Origin of the sequence: Sorangium sp. So ce834, from assembly GCF_051521425.1 — a bacterium.
Lineage (GTDB): Bacteria > Myxococcota_A > Polyangia > Polyangiales > Polyangiaceae > Sorangium > Sorangium cellulosum_D.
Map to the genome: position 1 here is coordinate 7426265 of NZ_CP150351.1, position 19973 is coordinate 7446237.

Below are 19973 nucleotides of genomic sequence, written 5' to 3' on the forward strand. Positions count from 1 at the left end.
CGGAGGCCATCCGGCGGGTTGCGCGGGGCTCGACAGGCGGAGGGATCGAACATGGGTCAGGTGGTGAGCGAACGCTCGATCGGCGGCAACGGCAGCGGTCCTGGCATGAACGGGCACGGGGGCGCGACGATCCGCAGCTACGCGCCCGCGACCGGGGAGCTCCTCGGGGAGGCGCCGAACACGAGCGCCGAGGAGGTGCGGGCCGCGGTGGCCAGGGCGCGGCGCGCGCAGGAGGCCTGGGGCGCGCTGCCGGTCGCGGAGCGCTGCCAGCGCGTCCTCCGCTTCCGCGACGCCATCGTCGACCGGACCGACGAGATCGTCGATCTGCTCTCGCGCGAGTGCGGCAAGCCGCGGCACGAGGCGCTCCTGCACGAGGTGCTCGTCGCGGCCGACATGGCGACGTACTTCGCCGAGATCGCGCCGAGGGCGCTCGAGCCGCGCGAGATCAAGCTCCACCTCTTCAAGCACCGGCGCAGCTTCGTCCACTACGCGCCGCGCGGCGTGATCGGCGTGATCTCGCCGTGGAACTTCCCGTTCCAGCTGGCGCTGCGCGACGTGCTCGCGGCGGTGGTGACGGGCAACGCGGCGGTGCTGAAGCCGAGCGAGGTGACGCCGCTCATCGCGCTCAAGCAGAAGGAGATCTGGGACGGCGCGGGCATGCCGGAGGATCTCTTCCAGGTGGTGACCGGCTACGGGCCGACCGGCGCGGCGCTCATCGACAGCGGCATCCAGATGCTCGTGTTCACGGGCAGCGTCGGCACGGGCAAGCGGGTGGCGGCCGCGTGCGGCGAGCGCCTGATCCCGTGCGTGATGGAGCTCGGCGGCAAGGCGCCGCTCATCGCGTGCGCGGACGCGGACATCGAGCGCACGGCGCAGGCGATCGTGTTCGGCGGCTTCGCGAACGCGGGGCAGGTCTGCGTGGCGGTGGAGCGGGTCTACGCGCACCGCGAGATCCACGACCGGCTGCTCGAGCGCACCGTCGAGATCACGAAGGGGCTGAACCAGGGCGATCCGGGCAAGGAGTTCGTCGACGTCGGGGCGATCATCTTCGGGCCGCAGATCGAGGTGGCCGAGCGGCTCATCAAGGACGCGATCGAGAAGGGCGCGAGCGTGAGGGCGGGCGGCAAGCGCGCGCCTGGGCAGGGCCAGTTCTTCGAGCCGACGATCCTCGCCGGCTGCGATCACGGGATGAACGTGATGAGCGAGGAGATCTTCGGGCCGGTGGTGCCGTTCATGCAGGTCGCGACCGAGGAGGAGGCGATCCGGCTGGCGAACGAGTCGCACCTCGGCCTGAACGCGTACGTCTTCTCGGAGGACACGGATCACGCCCGCCGGCTCGCCGAGCGCCTGCAGGCCGGCAGCGTGCTGGTGAACGACGTGCTCATGAACGGCGCGCTCCCGGACGCGCCGTTCGGCGGCATCAAGCAGAGCGGCTTCGGCCGGGTGATGGGCGAGGACGGGCTCCGGCAGATGTGCGACGTGAAGCACATCAACGCGGACCGCGTCGCGCTCGGGTCGAAGGACCCGACGTGGTTCCCCTACACCGAGTCGTCGTACGGCTGGTTCAAGCGCGGCATGCGCGCGCTCTACTCGAGCGGCAGCCTGATCCGGCGGATCGGGGAGCTGTTCTAGGCGAGGGCGCGGGCGGGGGGCGGGCCGGCCAGGTGCCAGGCAGGACGGCCGCCGGGTGGGGACGGCGGCCATTTGGCTACGTGCCAGACGCGCCCCCTTGCCCCCTTGCCCCCTTCCGATCCACGCTGCAGCCATGCCCCGCCCCGACGTCTCGCCGAGCGACCCCATCCTTGCGGCCCTCGATCGCGCGCCGCGTGTGCAGAGGCTCACGCCGGAGCAGCGCGCCGAGCTCGAGCAAGACCTCGCCGACATCGCGGCGGGCCGAGCGCGCCTCGTCCCTCACGAGGATCTGCCGCGGGCCCTGGAGGAGCTGGCTCGCGGGCGGGACGGATGAGCTTCCGCGTCGTCTGGAACTTCCCCGCCCTGGCGACGTTTTACAGCCTGCCGATGCACTCGGCCTTCATGATCGACCGGGCGGTCGTTCGCTTCGCGGAGACGGGTGAAGGCGAGCTCGCGTGGGAGGCGCCCTACCACCTCCTCAGCGCGGGCTTCCACGACGCGGTGCTCGCGATCGATCGCGAGGCGCGGACGATCACCGTGCTCCGCATCTATCGCGTTCGCTGAGCCTTACCGAGGGCAAGCGCTTCGAAGCCGCCCCGCGCGGCGCCGGCATCCAGCGCCGCGCGTGCGGTGAGGGGAGTCGCTTCAGACCGGCGCGGGCTCGACCGCTGTGGACTCGGCCGGCTTTGTCTCGACGGGCGCGGGCTCGGTCTCCGCGGCGGCGCTGCCCCGGCGCTTCGGGCGGAGCCTCCGGAGGGCGTTGCGGAACGAGGTGGCGCTGAAGCGGCGCTTCGCCTCGGGCAGGTCCCAGCAGGCGTTGACGCCGGCGGCGCGCGCCTCGTGCCCGAGCAGCGTGGCGTAGGTCACGACGGAGTTGCGGAGCGCCATCGCCTCCTCGCGGTTCCGCAGGCCGAGGATGCCGAGCAGGTCGCGGCCGCTCACCTCGTCGAGCAGGACGCTCCCTTCGCGCACGAAGTCCTCGGTGAGGCCGACCGGGGTCAAGCGGGCCTGGTGCTGCCTGGCGAGCCGGAGGAGCATGGCGAGATCGCTGATCTCCTCGTCGAGGGTGCCGCTCGAGTTCACGTCGGCGAACTGCTCCGCGAAGTCCGGCTCGAAGACGAACGCCTGGTCGGCGAACGCCTTGAGCCGCGCGCGCCAGGGCCGGCTCGCCTTGAGCACCTGCTCGATCGATCGCACCTGGTAGGCGCCGGTGCGCTTGCCCTCGCCGAACCACAGGTTCGCCGTGTCGAGGAGCTGGATGGCGCCGCGGAACAGCGCGCGGCGCTCGGGGCCGTACGCCTTGCTGGCGAGCGGCGCCTCGTACTGGACGACCGACAGGTAGAGGTCCCGGAGCTCCGTGAGGGTGGTCGAGATGGGCTGGCTCGGCTCCATGACCTCGCGGACGATGCGGTCCAGCTCGGGGCGCGCCTGCTCGAGGAGGGCCTGAAACTCCGCGGGGGTGCCGACCGCGCGGGTCTCCTTCAGGACCGCGTGCTGCTCTTGTGAGAGTTCGATTCCCATAACCTACCTCCTGGTGGGGTGGTGGCCAGTGTGGACATCGTGGCCAGCGGGTGGTCGTAGCACGACAGCAGAGCTCGGCGTGGGCCAGCGGCGCCCGGTGCACCGGAAAGCACGGTTGCGTCACCGGGGAGCTGCACCAGCGCCTCCGGGGCGCGGCCCGGCGGAGCTGGGGAGCGGGATCAGCGGGTCGGGGAACGCGGCCAGCGCGGCGGGGCAGCTGCACCAGCAGGTCGGAGGAGCGATGTCAGCGCGGCGGGGCAGCTGCACCAGCGGGTCGGAGGAGCGGTACCAGCAGCTCGGGGAGCGCGGCCAGCAGCTCGGGGGAGCTGCACCAGCGGGTGCTGACGAGGGCTCCGGACGTGCTGGCAAGCGTCCATGAGCTGCTGGCGCGGTCGACTGCGCTGCTGAGCGGTTTCCATGGCGGCCCGGCGCCGCACACTTTTACGCAGCGGGGGTAGCGACGCGCGCGAGGGGGGTCGAGAGCTCGCTACCGCAGCGGTCGAAGAAGTTCGCCATGCTCCGACGGCCGGCGTTCAACCGGATCGGGTCCTAACTCCGCGGGGCACCTCGTCTGACCGTGCGGCGACGGGCGGTACGGTCAGCATCGATCCCCGTCGGCTCATTCGGCTAGGATGAGTCCTCATGGCGTACCTGTCCGAGGATCGGATAATGGCCATCTACGAGGCCGCCGTCGCGAGCGGCCTCGCCGCTCAGCAGGATGCGCTCGTTGCCGGGCTGCCCACGGCGTACGTGGCCATACTCCCAGCGCCGGTGCAACCGGCGGCGCGCTTGCTCCAGACGCTGCACGCAATGAACGCTCTCCCGGCGCTGGCCGACGGCACGGTCCCCCTCATGACCTGGCTGAGGAACGCCCGGATGCTCGCGGCCACGCTACCGCAGGGGCGTGTATTCGAGGATAGCCTCGCACAACTGGTCGGGACGGCCGCGCGCGCGGCCTCCGGTGCTGCTCCGGCAACGCAGGCGAGGGCGACGGAATCGGCGTGCTCGCCCGGTTCCACGAAGACCGGCTCGACGCCCGCCGCAGCTAGCGGCGTGACCATCGGGGGCAGCGTGAGCGAGAGCGTTGTTGTCGTTGGCGGCAGCAACAGTATCAGCATCGTTCCACTATCATCCGACGCTCCGCCGTCTGAGGAGCGTGCCCATCTCCGAGACACCAACAATGTATCGCGCGGCCGTATCGACACGGCGACGGCAATTGGAACGTGCATCGCCTTCTTGGGCGCGTTGGTGGCCCGTTGGCTGGAGAGGCCGTGCATGAGCTTGGCCATCCTCGGCGCGGTCGGCGTGGCATTCCTGATCGGACAGTACATCGACTCCATCCACCGGTTCGCCTTGCGCAACCACCTTCTCCGCCTAGGCGACTGGCTACAACGCGCCGGCATGACCGATCTCGTCGGGCTCGCCGACTGGTTCCTAGACAAGGTCTATGGCCGCGAGCTCCTTTCCCGGCGCGCGCTCTGGATAACGCTGATTCTCGTCGCGAGCCTCATGATTCCGATAGGCGTCGTCACCATCATCACAGCGGTGATAGAGCTCGGCGATCCGTGGATACCGCTGCTAACCCAGACGACATTATTCATAACACCTTCCCTTTTTACGTTCACGCTCGTCAGCTACAGTTCACTCTGGCTCACGCGGACGATGCTCCGGAGCATTCAGATTTCACCATCGTGGCCCCGTCTGCTGCGAGGCTTCGTGCTCGGAGCCGTAGTCCTGGCCGGGGTCAGCTACGTCGCGTTCGAACTTACCCCTTACCGCCTTCTCACCGTGACCTATGACGGTGGAGCGGCTCACTTTCGCTCGCTTCTGGTTCCGGCCGTGGAGCATCTCGGAATGCTCGCGTCTGGCGCGATCCAGGTCGACCGTCTGCACCTCTCTGGTGGCCTGCCGGTGTTCTTTGCCAGCCTCGCCTGGACCGCGCTGGTGGCCCTCTTTCCTCTCATCGTGCTGCTCTCGATCCTCGCCTCGGCGTTCGCCCACAGGATAACGGGCCGACTAGTTCTGCCTCTGGGAGGGCGCCTAGCGCGTACCATTGCGGGTGATCCGGCTGGTCCGCTCTCGAGGCTTTATCTCCCGGCAGTGGCGGCTGCTGCCATATGGAGCTTCGAATCACTACGAACACCTGAACCGCCAATGAACCTATCCTGGAGCGCTGTTTCCGCTGGCGAGTACGAGATCGGGGCACCTGAGACATCACCGATGCACGCCATCGACCAGCCGAGGCGACGAACCAATCTGACTTGGGCATTCGAAATCACGCAGACGGAGATCCCGCAGGACTGGTGGCTGTGGATTTGGAACCAGAATCCGCAGCAGGCACGACGCTGGAAGCTGCCCCGTCGACCGTGGACCTACATCGGCGACGAGCTCCCGGTCGAGACAGTATCATGGTGCGAGACGGCGCGATTTCTGAATCTCTGGTCTCTTGTGGAAAGTCGCACACCTGTCTATTGCAGCGGCGACTCGTGCGTACCAGACGAAGGCCCTGGGTTTCGGGCCGGCGCTGGCTTGGACGGGTGTGAAGCGGGCGCGGTCATCCACGTCCGGTGGACGGCGGACGGCTACCGGCTACCCACCGCAGACGAGTGGGAAATCGCTGCACGTGGCAAATCTACAACCGAATATTGGCCCGGCGACACGTTCGATGATTTGAGTCGCGTGGGCTGGCACAACCGCAATAGTCCGCTGCACCCAATGCCGGTGGGCCTGAAGCCACCGAATCCTTTTGGCCTGCGCGACGTCCATGGAAACGTGTGGGAGTGGGTGTGGGACGAATTTCGAGTCCCACACAGCTGGGCAGCAGAGTTGGACGCAATGCAGCGGGGCGAGAAGCCGCCGCAAGGCAACGGGCTCCACGATGTCACGTCGGACGCGCAGATGGCCCTGCTAAAGGAGGGCAGCACGAACTTCCGCCTTCTGCAGGCAGCGAAGCAGCAATCCAGGCTTCCGATGCGATGTACACGGGGGGGCGGCTATCTGGCGAATGAGTGGTACAGCCGCAGCGCCGGCCCCTACCTGGGAAACAACGTGCGGATGCGTCGGTCAGACATCGGCTTCAGAGCTGTGCGCCGAGCTGCTCCATGACCCCCGACACCTGGTCAGGTCGTATTCAGCAAAGAGTGACCTCATCCTCGCTTCGCCTCGCTCTGCTCCAGGTGATGGTCCCGGAGGAGCTCAGCGGCACAATCCGCGGACGCCCCGCGGGCGACGGAGGAAATAGAAGACACGGCGATCGAGGACAACCGCGTCGATCAAGCATCCATGCGATCTCGGCGCCCCTCGCCCCCTCCGAGGCCGCCTCCGCCCGGCTGCCATGGCCCGCTCCCGCCGGACGACGCGGCCTGGCCCTCCGGTTCCTTCGAGGTACCCTGGTTAGGACATGAGCGCGGCAGCGTCGACGCCGGGACAGGACGACGAGGTGGGTAGAGTCGACCTGCAGTTCCGCCTGCTCGCCGAGATGCTCCCTCAGATGGTCTGGTCCGCTCGCGGCGACGGAACATGGGATTACGTCAACGAGCCTTGGCGCACGTACACCGCGCTGACGGCGGAGCAGCTGATGCGCGCGGGCTTCGCCGCCGCGGTCCATCCGGAAGACGCCGCCCGCTGCGCGGCGGCGTGGCGGGCCGCCGTCGCGCGCGGCGCGCCGTTCGCCGAGGAGCTCCGCCTGCGGCGCCACGACGGCGCATACCGCTGGTTCCTCGCCCGAGCGGAGCCCGTCAAGGACGGCGCCGGCCGCGTGATCCGCTGGCTCGGCACGTCCGCCGACATCGACGAGCGCAGGCGCGCCGAGCTCGTCGAGGGGATGGACCGGCGGCGGCTCGTGCTGGAGACCGCCCGCGACGTCACGGCGCGCAGGAACGCGGAGGAGAGCCTGCGCGAGAGCATGGCGCGCTTCCGGAACATCGCCGATCACGCGCCCGTGGTGATCTGGGTCACGGACCCTGACGGCTCGTGCATTTACGCCAACCCGCGGTGGCGCGAGCTCACCGGCCAGCCCGAGGCGACCAGCCTCGGCTTCGGCTGGCTCGCGGCGGTGCACCCCTCGGACCACGCGACGGCGGCGGAGACGTTTCGGCGGTCCACCGCGCGCCGTGAGGCCTTCAGGATGGATTACCGGCTCCGCCGCAGCGACGGCGCGTACCGCTGGTGCATCGACGCGGCCCATCCGTGGATCGGGCCGGACGGCGAGCTCCTGGGCTACGTCGGCTCGGTCGTCGACATCACCGAGAGGAAGGAGGCGGAGCTGCTCCTGCGCGAGAGCGAGGAGCGGTTCCGCCGCGCCGTGATGGCGACGCCGTTCCCCATCATGATCCACGCCGACGACGGCGAGGTCATCAGCCTGAACCGCGCGTGGACGGAGATGAGCGGGTATACCCGCGATCAGATCCCCACCCTCGCGGCGTGGATCGAGCGGGCGTACGGGGCGCAGAGAGGCGACGTGAGCGACCTCATCCAGTCCCTCTACGATGCCGACGGCGGCACGGCCGAGCGCGAGCTCCCGATCACCACGGCGAGCGGCGAGCAGCGAATCTGGGCGTTCAGCGCCGCGCCGCTGGGGAAGGACGCCGCCGGCCGGCGACTCGCCATCAGCATTGCCCACGACGTCACCGAGCGGAGGCAGATCGACGAGGCGCTCCGCGAGAGCGAGGCGCGCTTCAGGCAGCTCGCCGACGCGATGCCGCAGATCGTCTGGACGGCGAAGCCGGACGGCAGCATCGATTACTACAACCGTCGATGGTTCGAGCTCGCCGGCGCGGCGCAGGCGGAGGTGGCCGGCGATACCTGGATCTCGTTCCTGCCAGAGGACGATCGCCAGCGGGTCCTCGACACCTGGTCTCGCTCGGTGGCGACCGGCGCTCCCTACGAGATCGAGCACCGCATCGCGTTCCCCGCCGCCCGCGAGCCCCGGTGGTATCTGGTCCGCGCCGTGCCGATCCGGGGAGCCTCGGACGAGATCGCGCGGTGGTATGGCACCTGCACGGACATCCACGACACAAAGCTCGCAGAGGCGGCCCTGAAGGAGGCAGATCAGCGCAAGGACGATTTCCTGGCGATGCTCGCACACGAGCTGCGCAACCCGCTCGGGCCCATCCGCAACGCGGTGGAGCTCCTGCGGCACACGGCCGTGCAGCAGCCGGCGCTCGTGCGGGCGTGCGGCGTGATCGATCGGCAGGTCGCTCACATGGCCCGGCTGGTGGACGATCTGCTCGACGTTTCCCGCGTCGCGCGCGGCAGGATCCAGCTCCGCAAGGAGCGCTGCGACCTGGTGCGCCTCCTCCGGCAGACGGCCGAGGATTACCGCAGCACCCTGGAAGCGAGCGGCCTGCGGTTCGATCTGAAGCTGCCGTCGGGGCCGGTCTGGGTGCTCGGCGACCCGACGCGGCTATCGCAGGCCGTGAGCAACCTGCTGCACAACGCCAACAAGTTCACCGATCCGGGCGGCCGGGTGACGGTCGCGCTGTCGGTGACGCCGGAGAGCTCCGCCGTGGTCCGCGTCCGCGACACCGGCATCGGCGTGGATCCGGCGACGCTGGCGCGCATGTTCGAGCCGTTCACCCAGGCCGATCGCAGCCTGGACCGCAGCCGGGGTGGGCTCGGGCTCGGCCTGGCGCTCGTGAAGGGCCTCGTCGGGCTCCACGGCGGCACGATCTCGGCCGAGAGCGGGGGAATCGGCCACGGGACGGAGATGGTCCTCTGCCTGCCGATCGAGCGCAGCCCGGCCCCGCCGTCGGAGCGCTCCGCGCCCCCCTCGCGCGGCGCGGAGCACGCGCTGCGCATCCTGATCATCGAGGACAACGTGGACGCCGCGGAGACCCTGCAGGCGCTGCTCGCCCTGTACGGCTACCACGTCGAGGTCGCTCTGTCCGGGCCTGCCGGCGTGACAGCGGCGCGCTCGTTCCGCCCGGAGGTCATCCTGTGCGACATCGGTCTCCCTGGCGGGATGGATGGATATGGCGTGGCCAGGGCCTTGCGGGGGAACGTGGACCTCTCATCACCCTCGCTGATGATCGCGCTGACCGGCTATGGTCAGGAGGAAGATCAGCGCCGGGTCCGTGAGGCCGGCTTCGACATGCACTTCATCAAGCCGATCGATCTGTCGTCTCTCCAGCGGATCCTCGCGTCGCTCGCGAGCTCACCCGCGTGATCCCGGCGCGGCGCGCCGCGAGCATCTTGGAGTCGATCCCGCCGACCGGCAGCACCTCTCGAAACGATAATCCCCCTATTCTCCGGTGATGAGCGCGGCGATCTTCTCCCCGGTGGCGCGGTGTTCGAGGATCGTCTTGAGGAGCTCTTCGAAGGAGGTGCGATCGTTGGCCGAGTCGAAGCGATTCTCCCAGCGGAGCCTCACGGGGTATCCGAGCTCCCCAAAGGTGACCTCGGCCAGCGGGACGAAGGGCCCCGTGTCGAGCCGCGCCGTAAGCGCGGTGATCTTCTCACGCGGCGCGGGTATCCCCATGAGGACCTCGGCGTCGGACGCCTCTCGCACCGCATGCTCGACGGTCTCGAACCGAAGCGCGATGGGCGCCCCCGTGATCATCGCCACCTCTGCCGATGCGGCGGCAAGCACAGCGTCCATCTCCTTTCGTGCCTCCGCCGCACGCTTGTGAGCGTCGAGCCCCTTCTTCAGTGCTTCTCCAAAGCTGGCCATGGGTCCTCTCTCAATCGGTTGTCGGTGGCGCGAGCCATCGAAGGTGGCCTACGATCGGCAGGTGGTCGAAGGGAGCGCGGAGACGCGCCCCAGCCCGGTCGAAGACGGCGCTGTCCTCATGAATTCCGAGGGCCCTCTCGTCGAGCGACCACCCGTAGCCTCGGAGTAGCGATGGCGAGACGAGCACCTGGTCGAAGGTCCGCCAGGAGGTCTGTCCGACAGTGCCTGTCGAACAGAACGTGCCCGCGAGCGTCGCTGGCTGTCGCTCACCATCCCAGGCATGGCGTTCGCCAAGCCAGCGCCACGCTGCATTGTAAAAGAGGAGATCCGACGGCGAGCGGGGCCGGTGCCGCTGAACCGCGGCCCGCGATCGAGCCGCCGGAAGGCTCGCGTCAAATTGCCTCTCGAACGGCTCGGCGTTGAAGTCGCCGAGGATGAGGACGGGGACGTCCTCTCCGACGGCTTCCGTGCTGGCGATGATCGCGTCGCGCAGCGCCTCGGCGGAGCGCGACCTCCGCGCGTCCGCGTCCGCGGCATCTCCGAGGTTCGACCGCCAATGCGCGGCCGCGACGACGAGCCACCCGCCGCGGTCATGCACGCCGAACGTCGCGACGAGCCCCGCTCGAACCGCGTTGGCGGCGTGATGCGTCCGCACCCAGACGTGGTCCATGAGCGTCAGTGACCTTCGGTCGTAGGCGATCGCGACGTCGAAATCATGGAGTTCGCCGGACGTGTCGCTCAAGCTGTTCCAGCTCGCGCGCAAGCCCTCAGGGAGCCATCCGAGGACGTCTTCACGTCGCACCTCGGCCATGGCGACCAAGCGGCAGCCGTGCTGTTCGACCAGCGTGCGGAAGACGTTGACGGCGGCGGTCCGATGCTCCGTTGTCGCGCGCGATCGGGTGCTCGGGGGCGAAACTTTCGTGTTCCACCACGCGAACGGGATCCGTTCCAGGGCGCCGGACATGAGCGATGCATACCGAGGGCGCTCCCCGAGTCAAGTGCCCTGGGCTCCTCGACGGCGAGAACGGACAGGCGCGCCTCGCGGCGACGGCGCCTGAGAGCAGCCGCGCTGCCGCGTCGCCCCTTCGGGCGAGCGCGTCCGAAGCACGAAAGGCACCGCGCAGCGCTCGTCATCGAGCGCGTCCCCCCATGCGCGTCGTCCACGACCCGACGCATCGTGAGCGCCTCGAAACGGTGCGCCTGCAGCTCGGTGAACGACGCCCCCACAACAACGTAAGCGCCGGCGGGGGGCTGTGCGCGGCGGCGCGCGGGTGGGCGCGGCGAGCACCGAACGAGGTGCCATAAGCTCTCAGGGGGCTCCACGTCTCAGGCGCGCCTTGTGTGGCGCGCGACGAAACGTCCCAGGAGGCATGGCCCGAAGTGAGACATGCCGGGCGGTGTTCTCAGCGCAAGCGCCCACGCCGCCCGCCTCGGCGGATGGCCGAGCGCCCACCCGCGCGCCGCCGCGCACAGCCCCCCGCCGGCGCGCGCGGCTCGGCACAGCCGCGCGCGCCCGCCCCCCCCGGATCCCCCTCCGCTACGCGGCCGCCGCCGGCTCCCCCGCCGCCGCGTTCGCCGCCGCGCCGCCGCCCACGGCCTCGATCGGCGCCTCCTCCAGCGCCGCCGCGATCGCCTGGCTCATGTCCTCGACGAAGATGATCTCCAGCTCGCCCCGCACCTCCGCCGGGATCTCCTCGGCGTCGCGCGCGTTCTTCTGCGGCAGGATCACCCGCGTGATCCCGGCCCGGTGCGCCGCGAGCACCTTGGACTTGATCCCGCCCACCGGCAGCACCCGCCCGCGCAGCGTGCACTCGCCGGTCATCGCCGTGTCCGAGCGCACGCGCCGCCCCGAGAGGAGCGACGTCAGCGCCGTGAACATCGTCACGCCCGCTGACGGCCCGTCCTTGGGCACCCCGCCCGCCGGGACGTGGATGTGCAGGTCCTCCGTCTCGAGCTTCGCCGTATCGACGCCGAGCTCGCCGGCGTGGCTGCGCACGTAGGTGAGCGCCGCCTTCGCCGACTCCTTCATCACGTCGCCCAGCTGACCCGTGATCTCGACCCTCCCCTTCCCCGGCATCCGCGACGTCTCGATGAACAGGATGTCCCCGCCCACCGGCGTCCAGGCGAGCCCGGTCGCGACCCCGGGCACGCTCGTCCGCTCCGCGACGTCGCTGAAGAACCGGACCTTGCCGAGGTACTTGCCGAGATCGCTCGCCTCGATCGCCACGCGCGGCGCCTTGCCGTCCGCCGCGCGGGCGATCTCCAGCGCGACCGCCCGGCACAGCTTCTTGATCTCGCGGCCGAGCTGCCGCACCCCGGCCTCGCGCGTGTAGTCGCGCACGATCGCCACGAGCGCCTCGTCCGTGATCGACAGCGATCCCGGATCGATCGCGTGCTCCTTGAGCTGCTTCGGGACGAGGTGCGACCGCGCGATCGCGATCTTCTCGTCCGGCGTGTAGCCGGACAGCTCGATGACCTCGAGCCGGTCCCGGAGCGGCGCGGAGAGCGCGCCGAGGTCGTTCACCGTGCAGAGGAAGACGACCTCCGACAGATCGAACGGCAGCTCCATGTAGTGGTCGACGAACGTCCGGTTCTGCTCCGGATCGAGCACCTCCAGGAGCGCCGCCTCGGGCGAGCCGCGGAAGCCCGCGCCGAGCTTGTCGACCTCGTCGAGGAGCACGACCGGGTTCTTCACCTTCGCCTTCTTCAGCGCGTGCACGATGCGCCCGGGCAGCGCGCCGACGTACGTCCGCCGGTGGCCGCGCAGCTCCGCCTCGTCGTGCACGCCGCCGAGCGAGATCCGCACGAACGGCCGGCCGGTGGCGTCGGCGATCGACTGGCCGAGCGAGGTCTTGCCCACGCCGGGCGGGCCCGCGAAGCACAGGATGGTCGCCCGCGCCTTGCCGGTCAGCTTGAGCACCGCCATGTGCTCCAGGATGCGGCGCTTCACGTCGTCGAGGCCGCGGTGATCCTCGTCGAGCTTCGCCTGGACCGCGTCGAGGTCGTCCTTGACGGCCGCCCGCGCGCTCCACGGCAGATCGGCGATCCACTCGAGGTAGGTGCGGATCACGTTGTGCTCGGCGCCCTGCGGGCCGACCGACTCGAGCCGCCGGAGCTCCCGGTCGGCGACGGCGCGCGCCTCCTCGGAGAGCCCGGCCTCGTCGAGGCGCCGGCGGAGGAGCGACAGCTCGTCCTCGCCCTCCTCGCCGCCCGCGAGCTCCTTCTGGATGGCCCGGAGCTGCTCGCGCAGGATCGCCTCGCGCTGGCCCTTGCCGAGCTCGCGCCGCACGTCGTTGTCGATCTTCTTCTTCAGGTCCGCGAGCGCGGCCGCCTCGGAGAGCAGGCCGGCGACCCGCTGGAGCCGCGGCACGACGCGCAGCTCGGCGAGCACCTCCATCTCCTTCTCGGTCGGGAGCCCGAGCGCGCCGGCGACCTGATCCGCGAACAGGCCCGGCTCGGCCCGGCTCGCGGCGGCGATCTCGGCGAGGTTCGTCGCGGTCCTCGGGCCGAGCTCGCGGGCGCGCTCGCGCAGCGACGCGGCGAGCAGGCGCGCCTCCTCGGCGTCGCCGGGGTACTCGGGCGCGAGCGCGCCCTCGGCGCGCCAGTACGGCTCGGCCTCGACCAGGGCCGTGAGCGCGAAGCGATCGAGCCCCTCGATCACCAGCCGGTAGCCGTTCGAGACGCGCGTGACGTCGACGACCCGAGCGAACGTGCCGATGTCGTGGAGATCCTCGCGGCGCGGATCCTCGCGCTTTGGATCGCGCTGCGCGATCACGCCGATCACGTCGCCGGGGTGGACCGCGCCGAGCAGCGCCACCGAGCGGGCGCGGCCCACCGGGAGCGTGAGCACGGTGCCCGGGAAGAGCACGCCCGTGCGGAGCGGGAGCAGGGGGAATGGAGAGCGAGGCGCGCTGGCGCCGCTGCGAAGCTGGCTCATGCGAACTCCTGGGGCAGCGAAAGGCTCGCGCCATCCCTGCCGGATCGGATCGGTGGACGGGTGGTTGCGGAGCGCCGCGCCTCCGCCGGGTCAGGGCGGCGCGCGGCGCGCGGATGGGTCGCTCACGTAGACCGCCGCGAGCGACCGCTCGGGCGAGCTCCATGAATCGATGAACGGAAAGTAAATTCGTTCATGCGTCCGTCAACCCGCCCTGCGAGCGAGCGCGGCGGTCAGGTCAGAACGCCTCGACGCCGACCACGATGCCGGGCCAGCCGCGCCAGGGATTCACGTCGTCGGCGCTGTCGGCGAAGGAGGTGCTGCCGTACGGGCTGAGGCGGGCGTCCTCTGCGGTGTCGCCGAAGGCGACGTTGTAGCTGGGGCCGCCGAAGACCGCGAGCTCCGGGAAGAGGCGGACGCCGAGGACCGCGCGCGCCTGCACCAGCGAGGCCGACGGGTTGGCCGTCGAGGGCTCGTGGATCGAGTACCCGAGCAGGTCCAGGTCGGCGTAGGCGCGCTCGCCGAGGGAGATGCGGCCGCCCAGGCCGAGCGAGAAGACCATGCGGGGGTGGTCGCCCGAGAGGCGGACGCCGATCCCGTAGATGTTGTGGAAGTGATCGCTCCCGTTCTTGAGGCCGGCCATCGCGATGCCGGACTCCATCCCCCACACGTCGACGTGGAGACGGCCGTTGCGGATGAAGTTGAGCAGCCCGAGCGAGAACGGCGAGTCGTCGGCGTAGTTGACGATGCCGATCTGCATCCCTTCCACCTTGCCGGTGGCCACGTTCAGGAGCCCGATCTGCACGTCGGTCGACTCGCCCGCGGCCACGTTGATCAGGCTGAGCTGCGTGTCGGTCGATCTGCTCGCGGCCAGGTTGGCGAGGCCGATCTGCACGTCGGTCGCCGCGCCCACGGCGAGGTTGATCGCGCCGAGCTGCACGCCGGTCGCGTCGCTCACGGCGGCGTTGGCCACGCCGAGCTGCAGATCGGCCGAGGCGCCCGCGGCGACGTTGATCGCGCCGATCTGCGCACCGTCCACGGCGCCGGCGGCGACGTTGAGCACGCCGCCCTGCGCGCCGTCCACGGCGCCGGCGGCGACGTTGATCGAGCCGACCTGCGCGCCCGAGAGCGACCTCGCGAGGTTGAGGCCCAGCGCGATCTGCGCGCCGCGCGCCGGGCCGAGCGCGAGGTTGGCGCCGGCCGCGAGCTGGGCGCCGCACAGGAACGACGAGGCGATGTTGACGCCGACGCCGGCCTCGAGGCCCGCGATGCCCGCGGTGTAGCCGCCGGCGAGGTTGAGCGAGTAGCGGCGGACGACGTTCGTGCCGTCGAACGTCGAGGTGCCGACGAACGGGGCGATGTCGGCGCCGAGGAAGACGTTCTTCGCGCCGGGGAGCGAGCACCGGGGAGGCTCCGGGCGCGCGGGCTGCGAGGGGCGCGCGGCCTGCGCGCCCCGCGCGGCGCCCGCTGGCGCGGCCTGCTCGCCGGCGGCCGGGGGCGCCGAGGGCGGGGCGGGCTCCGGCTGCGCGGCGGGCGGAGCCTCGGGGGCGCGCTTGCCGAACGACGCCGCGAGCTCCGCGGCCTCGTCCCGGACCAGGTTGCCCGCGAGCAGGGCGATCGCCTCGGCGGCGCGATCGGGATCCTCGGGGAGGTCGATGGTGCGCTCGATGCGGCGGCCGTCCGCGGCGCTGTAGCTCAGCGTGACGCGGCCGTCGGGCTCGCCGCGGAGCACCAGCGTGGGGCGCCCGGCGGCCGCCGCGCGGGCCAGCGTCACGCCGGCGCCGAGCTCGCGCTCGACGGCGGCGCGCACCGCGTCGGGATCGAGCGTCCACGGCGCGCCGTCGACGACGAGATCGACGCCGGCGGCGCGCGGCTCCTCGGCGAGGGCGCGCGCGGGAGGCGCGGCGGCCGCGGCGAACGCGCCCGCGGCCGCGAGGGCGCGCAGGAGGACGACGCCCGCGCGGAGGCCTGCGCGGCGCGCGGGCGTCTTCCGGTCGCGGCGCGGCGAGCCCCGCGGCGGCGCGGGGGGAGGAGCAATGTGGGGAGTGTTCATCGACCGTGCTGTGCCCGCTCGCGGCGCGTTCGTTCACGCGCGCGCGACGCTCACGCTCACTCGTCCGCGCTGCGCATCGCCTCGAGCAGCGAGCGCGATTCGGCCTGGCGGTAGCCGCCGAACGAGCCCTGCGCAAACGGCTCGAGCGCCCGCTGCGCCTCGTCCTTGCGGCCGAGGCGAACGAGGCAGAGGGCGCGGTTGTACTGGGCCTCGACGGCGAAGCGGCCGCGCGGGGCAGCGGCGAGGTAAGCGTTCCAGGCCGAGAGCGCGGACGCGGGATCGCGCTCGACGAAGTGCGCGCGGTGCGCCGCCTGGTAGAGCGCGTCCGCGTCGGGCCCCGCCGGCGGGCGCTGGACGGCCTGCGGATCGCCCGCCGGCGAGGGCGCGGGGCGCGCGGCGCGCGGCGCGACGGGCGGGCGCGCGCGCGGCGCGACCGCGAGCTCCGGGGCGCGCTGCGGCGCGGGGGCGACCGGGGGATCGGCGGTGGGCAGAGACGGCGCCGGCGGCGCGGGCGCGATCGGCGCGGCGCTCGCCTCGGCCTCCGGCGGCGCGGGCGCCTCGACGTCGGGCGCCTCGACGTCGGGCGCGGGCGCGTCGGCCGCGTGCCGCGGCCCGGAGCGCGCGCGCGGCGACGGCGGCGCCGGAGGCGCGCTCGGCGGCTCGGCCGCGCTCAGGCCGAGCTGGGACGCGATGTCGTGGAAGGCGTCCGGGAACCAGCGCGCGGCCGAGGCCCACGCGGCCGAGCCGACGAGCACGGCGGCCAGCGGGACGACCACGCGGACCGTGGTGAGCCGGCGGGCGCGCTGCGCCTTCAGGCTCCTCATCACGCGGGCGCGCGTCTCGTCGCGGCGGGCGACGGACGCGTCCGCATCGTCGCGCAGCGCGCGCGCGGCCTCGCGGAGCACGTCGTCCTTCATGGGGTCCTCTCTTCCAGCAGCGTCCGGAGCTTCTGCTTGGCGTGGAACAGCCGCGTGCGCACCGTCGCCTCGGGCACGCCGAGGATCTCGGACACCTCGCGCGCGCTGCGCTCCTCGACCTCGCAGAGCACGAACGTCGCGCGCTGCGCGTCCGGCAGCGCGTCGAGGGCGCGGCTCAGGGCCTGGGCGAGCGCGGCGCGGCCGGCTTCCCGCTCGGGGCTCGGCGCGTCCCCCTCGTCCGGCTCCAGGGCGAGCCGCTCCATGGCGGCGCGGCGGCGCGCTGCGGCGCGGAGGTGGTGGCGGGAGTGGTTGACCGCGATCGCGATGAGGAACGTCTTCAACGACGAGCCGCCGCGGAACCGCTGCGCGGCCTGCGGCAAGCTGACGAAGACGTCGTGCGCCAGGTCCTCGGCGGCGGCGTCGTCGCCGGTGAGGCGGCGGGCGAACCCGCGCACCGCCGCGTAGTGCTTGTCGTACGCCTCGCCCACCGCCGCGGCGTCGCCGCGCCGCAGCCGCTCGACGAGCGCCTCCTCCTCGTCCTGCGCGCGCTCGGCGCCGCGGGAGAAGAGGAACGGCATCACGAGCGCGAGCGTCCTCATCGGCCGCGACCTCTCCGCGGTGCTCGCGGGGTGACCGGGGCCCGCTGCCTCTCCCGGCGGAAAGCCCGCCGCTCGCTCCGTCCCTTCTCGGTCCATCCCTGCGTTGTCATGGTTACATCCGAACGGGCCCAGCGGCGCTGCCCTTTTGACGTCGGCCGGCGTCGGGGGGGTCGGGGCGACCTGTGGCACACGGCTTCGTGCCCGGCGTGGCGGGGATCGTTCATGGGGCGGCGTCGGTTTCGTGCCCGGACGGGTCCGGAACGTTCAACCCCGGCGGGGGAAATCGACCTCGGCCCGCGAAGCCGACCTCCGGGTGTACTTCACCTCACCGAGCCGAGGGGTCGGCGCGGGGGTGGGCGTCGAGATCGTGCGGAGGCGCGGGAGCGTTGAACGGAGCGCGCGGCGGCGGGCACGCAGCGTCGGGTGGGCAGAGGGCGCCGCGGGAAGTGCGGCGCCGCTGCCCTGGGTCCATCGCTGATCAGGAGTGATGACGTATGAGCATGCGCACCGCCTTCGAGTGGGGCCTCGGCCTCTCTTTGTGCTTCGCCTCGACGACGATGATGGGTTGTTACATCAACACAAACGATCGCTGCGACTGGGATGAAGATGAGGAGGAGTGCTTCTGGGACGAAGGCCCCGGCGCTCCCCACGCGGGGCGCCCGGACCGCGAAGAAGAGGAAGAAGAAGATGACCACTCGGGCACCGGCGGCGAGGGCGGCGTGAGCACCGGCGGCCAGAGCGGCTCGAGCACGGGCGGCCAGGGCGGCGTGAGCACCGGCGGCGACGGCGGGGGCTCCTCGGAGAACCCGGGCGCCTGCGAGGCGGACTGCGACTGCCCGAGCGGCGACGAGTGCGTCGAGGGGACCTGCAAGACGCCCTGCGCGGCGTCGTGCGATTGCCCCGAGGGCGAGTCGTGCGAGGCCGGCTATTGCGAGCCGCCGCCCGAGCCGGCGATCTCCTGCGAGGCGGACTGCGACTGTCCGAGCGGCAGCGAGTGCGTCGAGGGGACCTGCACCTGAGGCGCACGGCGCTTCCCGGGGACCCTAGCTCAATGTGACCCGGGTCGCCTCCGCGCTCGCCGGTCGTGTCGCCGCGCGCTGTCCAAGGAGTCCCTGGAGCGGGACAGCAGCCGGGCGGTCAGCGCGGGGCGGCGCTCACGCGGCGGCCGCTCGTCCGCAGCTACGGCGCGTGCAAGACATTGACGTTCAGCACCGACTCGGCGGCCCGGATGCCCTGGTAGAGGCTGTCGCACTCGCTGTATCCGGCCACCTGGAGCCCGTAGGCCACGTGCGATGCGTACATCGGCGCGCCGCTGTCGCCGCCGGTCCCGCAGAACGACCCGCGACCCAGCTTCCGCACGGTCACGCCGCCGTACGTGGCCGTGACCCCGAGCTGGGTGACGTACCCGCAGTCGCTGCGGCCGTAGAAGGCGCCGGTGGTGCAGATGCGCATGCCCAGCACGCTCAGGTGGTCGGACTTGATCGTATACGTCGTGTTGGTCGTCGTGTCCGGCCCGCTCGTGACGTGGACCCACGGCTCCGGCTCCCATCCGCCCGGGTTCTTGATCCGCAGGATCGCCATGTCACCGCCCTTGTGCCACTCCCAGTGCCACACGGGGCCGATCACATGGCTGGACTTGTCGGTGAAGCGGGTCGACCAGTCGTCGACGTTTCCGGGCGCGCAGTGCCCGGCGGTGAACTGGTAGAGCACGTCGTCGATCTTGCTCTTGGCGATGAACGCCCCGGTGCAACCCGCTCCGGAGTTGGTGATCCGTATACCGCCGCGTAGCGGCGGGTCGCAATGGGGATAGACGCAGGCGCGCGCCGTGGCGCGGCCGGCGTACGAGCCGAGCGCGAGCACGCCGCCGAGCTCCGCCCTCGCGGCGGCGACAAGATCGCGCTGGGCATCGGTCAGCCGGCCCTCAGCTGGTACCTGCAGCTCGACCGCATTGAGGTCCGCGCGCAAGCCGGCGGTCAGGGTCGCGTCCGCGCCGTCGTTGACCTTCTCGATCCGATCGCCGAGCCGGTCGTTGGCGCGCTCGAGCTCCGCCATGGAGTGGCGCACCTCGACGATATCGTACCCCTCGGTCAGACCGATCTTCCGGGCCGCGTCCCGCACGACGGCGACCGCGTCGGTGCCGGCCTTGCCCGCCACGCCGACGATGATCCGATCGCCGCGGGCGGCGTCGATCCAGGTGCCGCCGAACTGGTCGCCCAGACCGGCGCTGACCAGCTCTTCGAGCTCTGGCGCGAGCGTCTGCCAGCCGAGCCGCTGCTGCGCTTCGGCGTACGAGATGCCACGCTCGCGGGCGAACCCCTCCACTTCCCAGTCCTTCTCGGCGCGAGTGGCGGAAGACAGCGGCGAAAATCCGCTGGGCGACAGGTGTCCTTCCGAGACCGAGTCCTCGTGCGAAGGCTCCGTGTCCGGATCGGCCGTCAAGCATCCCGAGAGCAGCGCCGTCACGGCGGGGATGGCGAGCCATTGGAGGGACAGCGTGGTCTTTCGATGGTGATAGTACATGATCATCTCCGTTCTCGCTCAAAGGCTCTGTCGGGGAGACGCGGCGTGACTCCGCCGATGAGCCCAGCCAAGGATCCCGAGCGCAGGCCGCCGCGCGACACGCGCGCTCGCCGCGGAACAACCGCCT

14 protein-coding genes are annotated in these 19973 nt (G+C 71.4%); 6 read left to right on the plus strand and 8 right to left on the minus strand.

Annotated features, from left to right (window positions below):
• Positions 1–51 precede the first annotated feature (51 nt).
• The 3 genes from WMF20_RS26640 to WMF20_RS26650 all read left to right on the plus strand — a co-directional run bounded on the left by WMF20_RS26640 (position 52) and on the right by WMF20_RS26650 (position 2196).
• A complete protein-coding gene (locus tag WMF20_RS26640) occupies positions 52–1632 on the plus strand; it encodes an aldehyde dehydrogenase family protein (RefSeq protein WP_129577055.1) in 1581 nt (526 codons plus the stop codon).
• A 133-nt stretch (positions 1633–1765) separates the two neighbouring features.
• Positions 1766–1966 (plus strand): hypothetical protein, encoded by a 201-nt coding sequence (locus WMF20_RS26645; protein ID WP_437604752.1) that lies wholly within the window; start codon positions 1766–1768, stop codon positions 1964–1966.
• Positions 1963–2196 carry a hypothetical protein gene (locus tag WMF20_RS26650; protein WP_437604753.1) on the plus strand — a complete coding sequence of 78 codons (234 nt, stop codon included), beginning with the start codon at positions 1963–1965 and terminating at the stop codon, positions 2194–2196. Before WMF20_RS26645 ends, WMF20_RS26650 begins: the two co-directional genes overlap by 4 nt.
• Positions 2197–2277: 81 nt before the next feature.
• On the opposite strand, the gene WMF20_RS26655 is transcribed toward WMF20_RS26650, so the two are convergent.
• Entirely contained in the window at positions 2278–3153 is an 876-nt protein-coding gene (locus WMF20_RS26655) for a hypothetical protein (RefSeq protein ID WP_437604754.1), read from the minus strand.
• Positions 3154–3795: 642 nt separating this feature from the next.
• On the opposite strand from WMF20_RS26655, the gene WMF20_RS26660 reads away from it, so the two are divergent.
• The gene (locus WMF20_RS26660; RefSeq protein ID WP_437604755.1) at positions 3796–6258 is read left to right on the plus strand and encodes an SUMF1/EgtB/PvdO family nonheme iron enzyme; all 2463 of its coding nucleotides are present in this window, start codon (positions 3796–3798) and stop codon (positions 6256–6258) included.
• Positions 6259–6553: 295 nt separating this feature from the next.
• Positions 6554–9319: a PAS domain S-box protein gene (locus WMF20_RS26665; protein WP_437604756.1), complete on the plus strand. Its 2766-nt coding sequence runs from the start codon at positions 6554–6556 to the stop codon at positions 9317–9319.
• A gap of 75 nt (positions 9320–9394) precedes the next feature.
• Here the strand turns inward: WMF20_RS26665 and WMF20_RS26670 are convergent, their stop codons facing one another.
• The 6 genes from WMF20_RS26670 to WMF20_RS26695 form a co-directional block, all read right to left on the minus strand.
• Entirely contained in the window at positions 9395–9823 is a 429-nt protein-coding gene (locus WMF20_RS26670) for a hypothetical protein (RefSeq protein ID WP_437604757.1), read from the minus strand.
• A 10-nt stretch (positions 9824–9833) separates the two neighbouring features.
• Complete coding sequence (locus tag WMF20_RS26675; RefSeq protein ID WP_129577062.1) at positions 9834–10787, minus strand: endonuclease/exonuclease/phosphatase family protein; 954 nt, start codon at positions 10785–10787, stop codon at positions 9834–9836.
• Positions 10788–11360: 573 nt separating this feature from the next.
• Positions 11361–13760, minus strand: a complete 2400-nt coding sequence (gene lon, locus WMF20_RS26680; RefSeq protein ID WP_437604758.1) for an endopeptidase La — start codon at positions 13758–13760, stop codon at positions 11361–11363.
• A gap of 235 nt (positions 13761–13995) precedes the next feature.
• A complete protein-coding gene (locus WMF20_RS26685) occupies positions 13996–15810 on the minus strand; it encodes an LA_2272 family surface repeat-containing protein (RefSeq protein WP_437604759.1) in 1815 nt (604 codons plus the stop codon).
• A 56-nt stretch (positions 15811–15866) separates the two neighbouring features.
• Entirely contained in the window at positions 15867–16727 is an 861-nt protein-coding gene (locus WMF20_RS26690; protein ID WP_437604760.1) for a hypothetical protein, read from the minus strand.
• Positions 16724–17326, minus strand: coding sequence for an RNA polymerase sigma factor (locus WMF20_RS26695; RefSeq protein WP_129577065.1), 603 nt, complete (start codon positions 17324–17326; stop codon positions 16724–16726). The genes WMF20_RS26690 and WMF20_RS26695 overlap by 4 nt, the downstream gene beginning before the upstream one ends.
• A gap of 494 nt (positions 17327–17820) precedes the next feature.
• On the opposite strand from WMF20_RS26695, the gene WMF20_RS26700 reads away from it, so the two are divergent.
• A complete protein-coding gene (locus tag WMF20_RS26700; protein WP_437604761.1) occupies positions 17821–18345 on the plus strand; it encodes a hypothetical protein in 525 nt (174 codons plus the stop codon).
• A 160-nt stretch (positions 18346–18505) separates the two neighbouring features.
• Here WMF20_RS26700 and WMF20_RS26705 read toward each other — a convergent pair whose 3' ends face one another.
• Positions 18506–19846: a S1 family peptidase gene (locus tag WMF20_RS26705; protein WP_437604762.1), complete on the minus strand. Its 1341-nt coding sequence runs from the start codon at positions 19844–19846 to the stop codon at positions 18506–18508.
• Between the last annotated feature and the right edge of the window lie 127 nt (positions 19847–19973).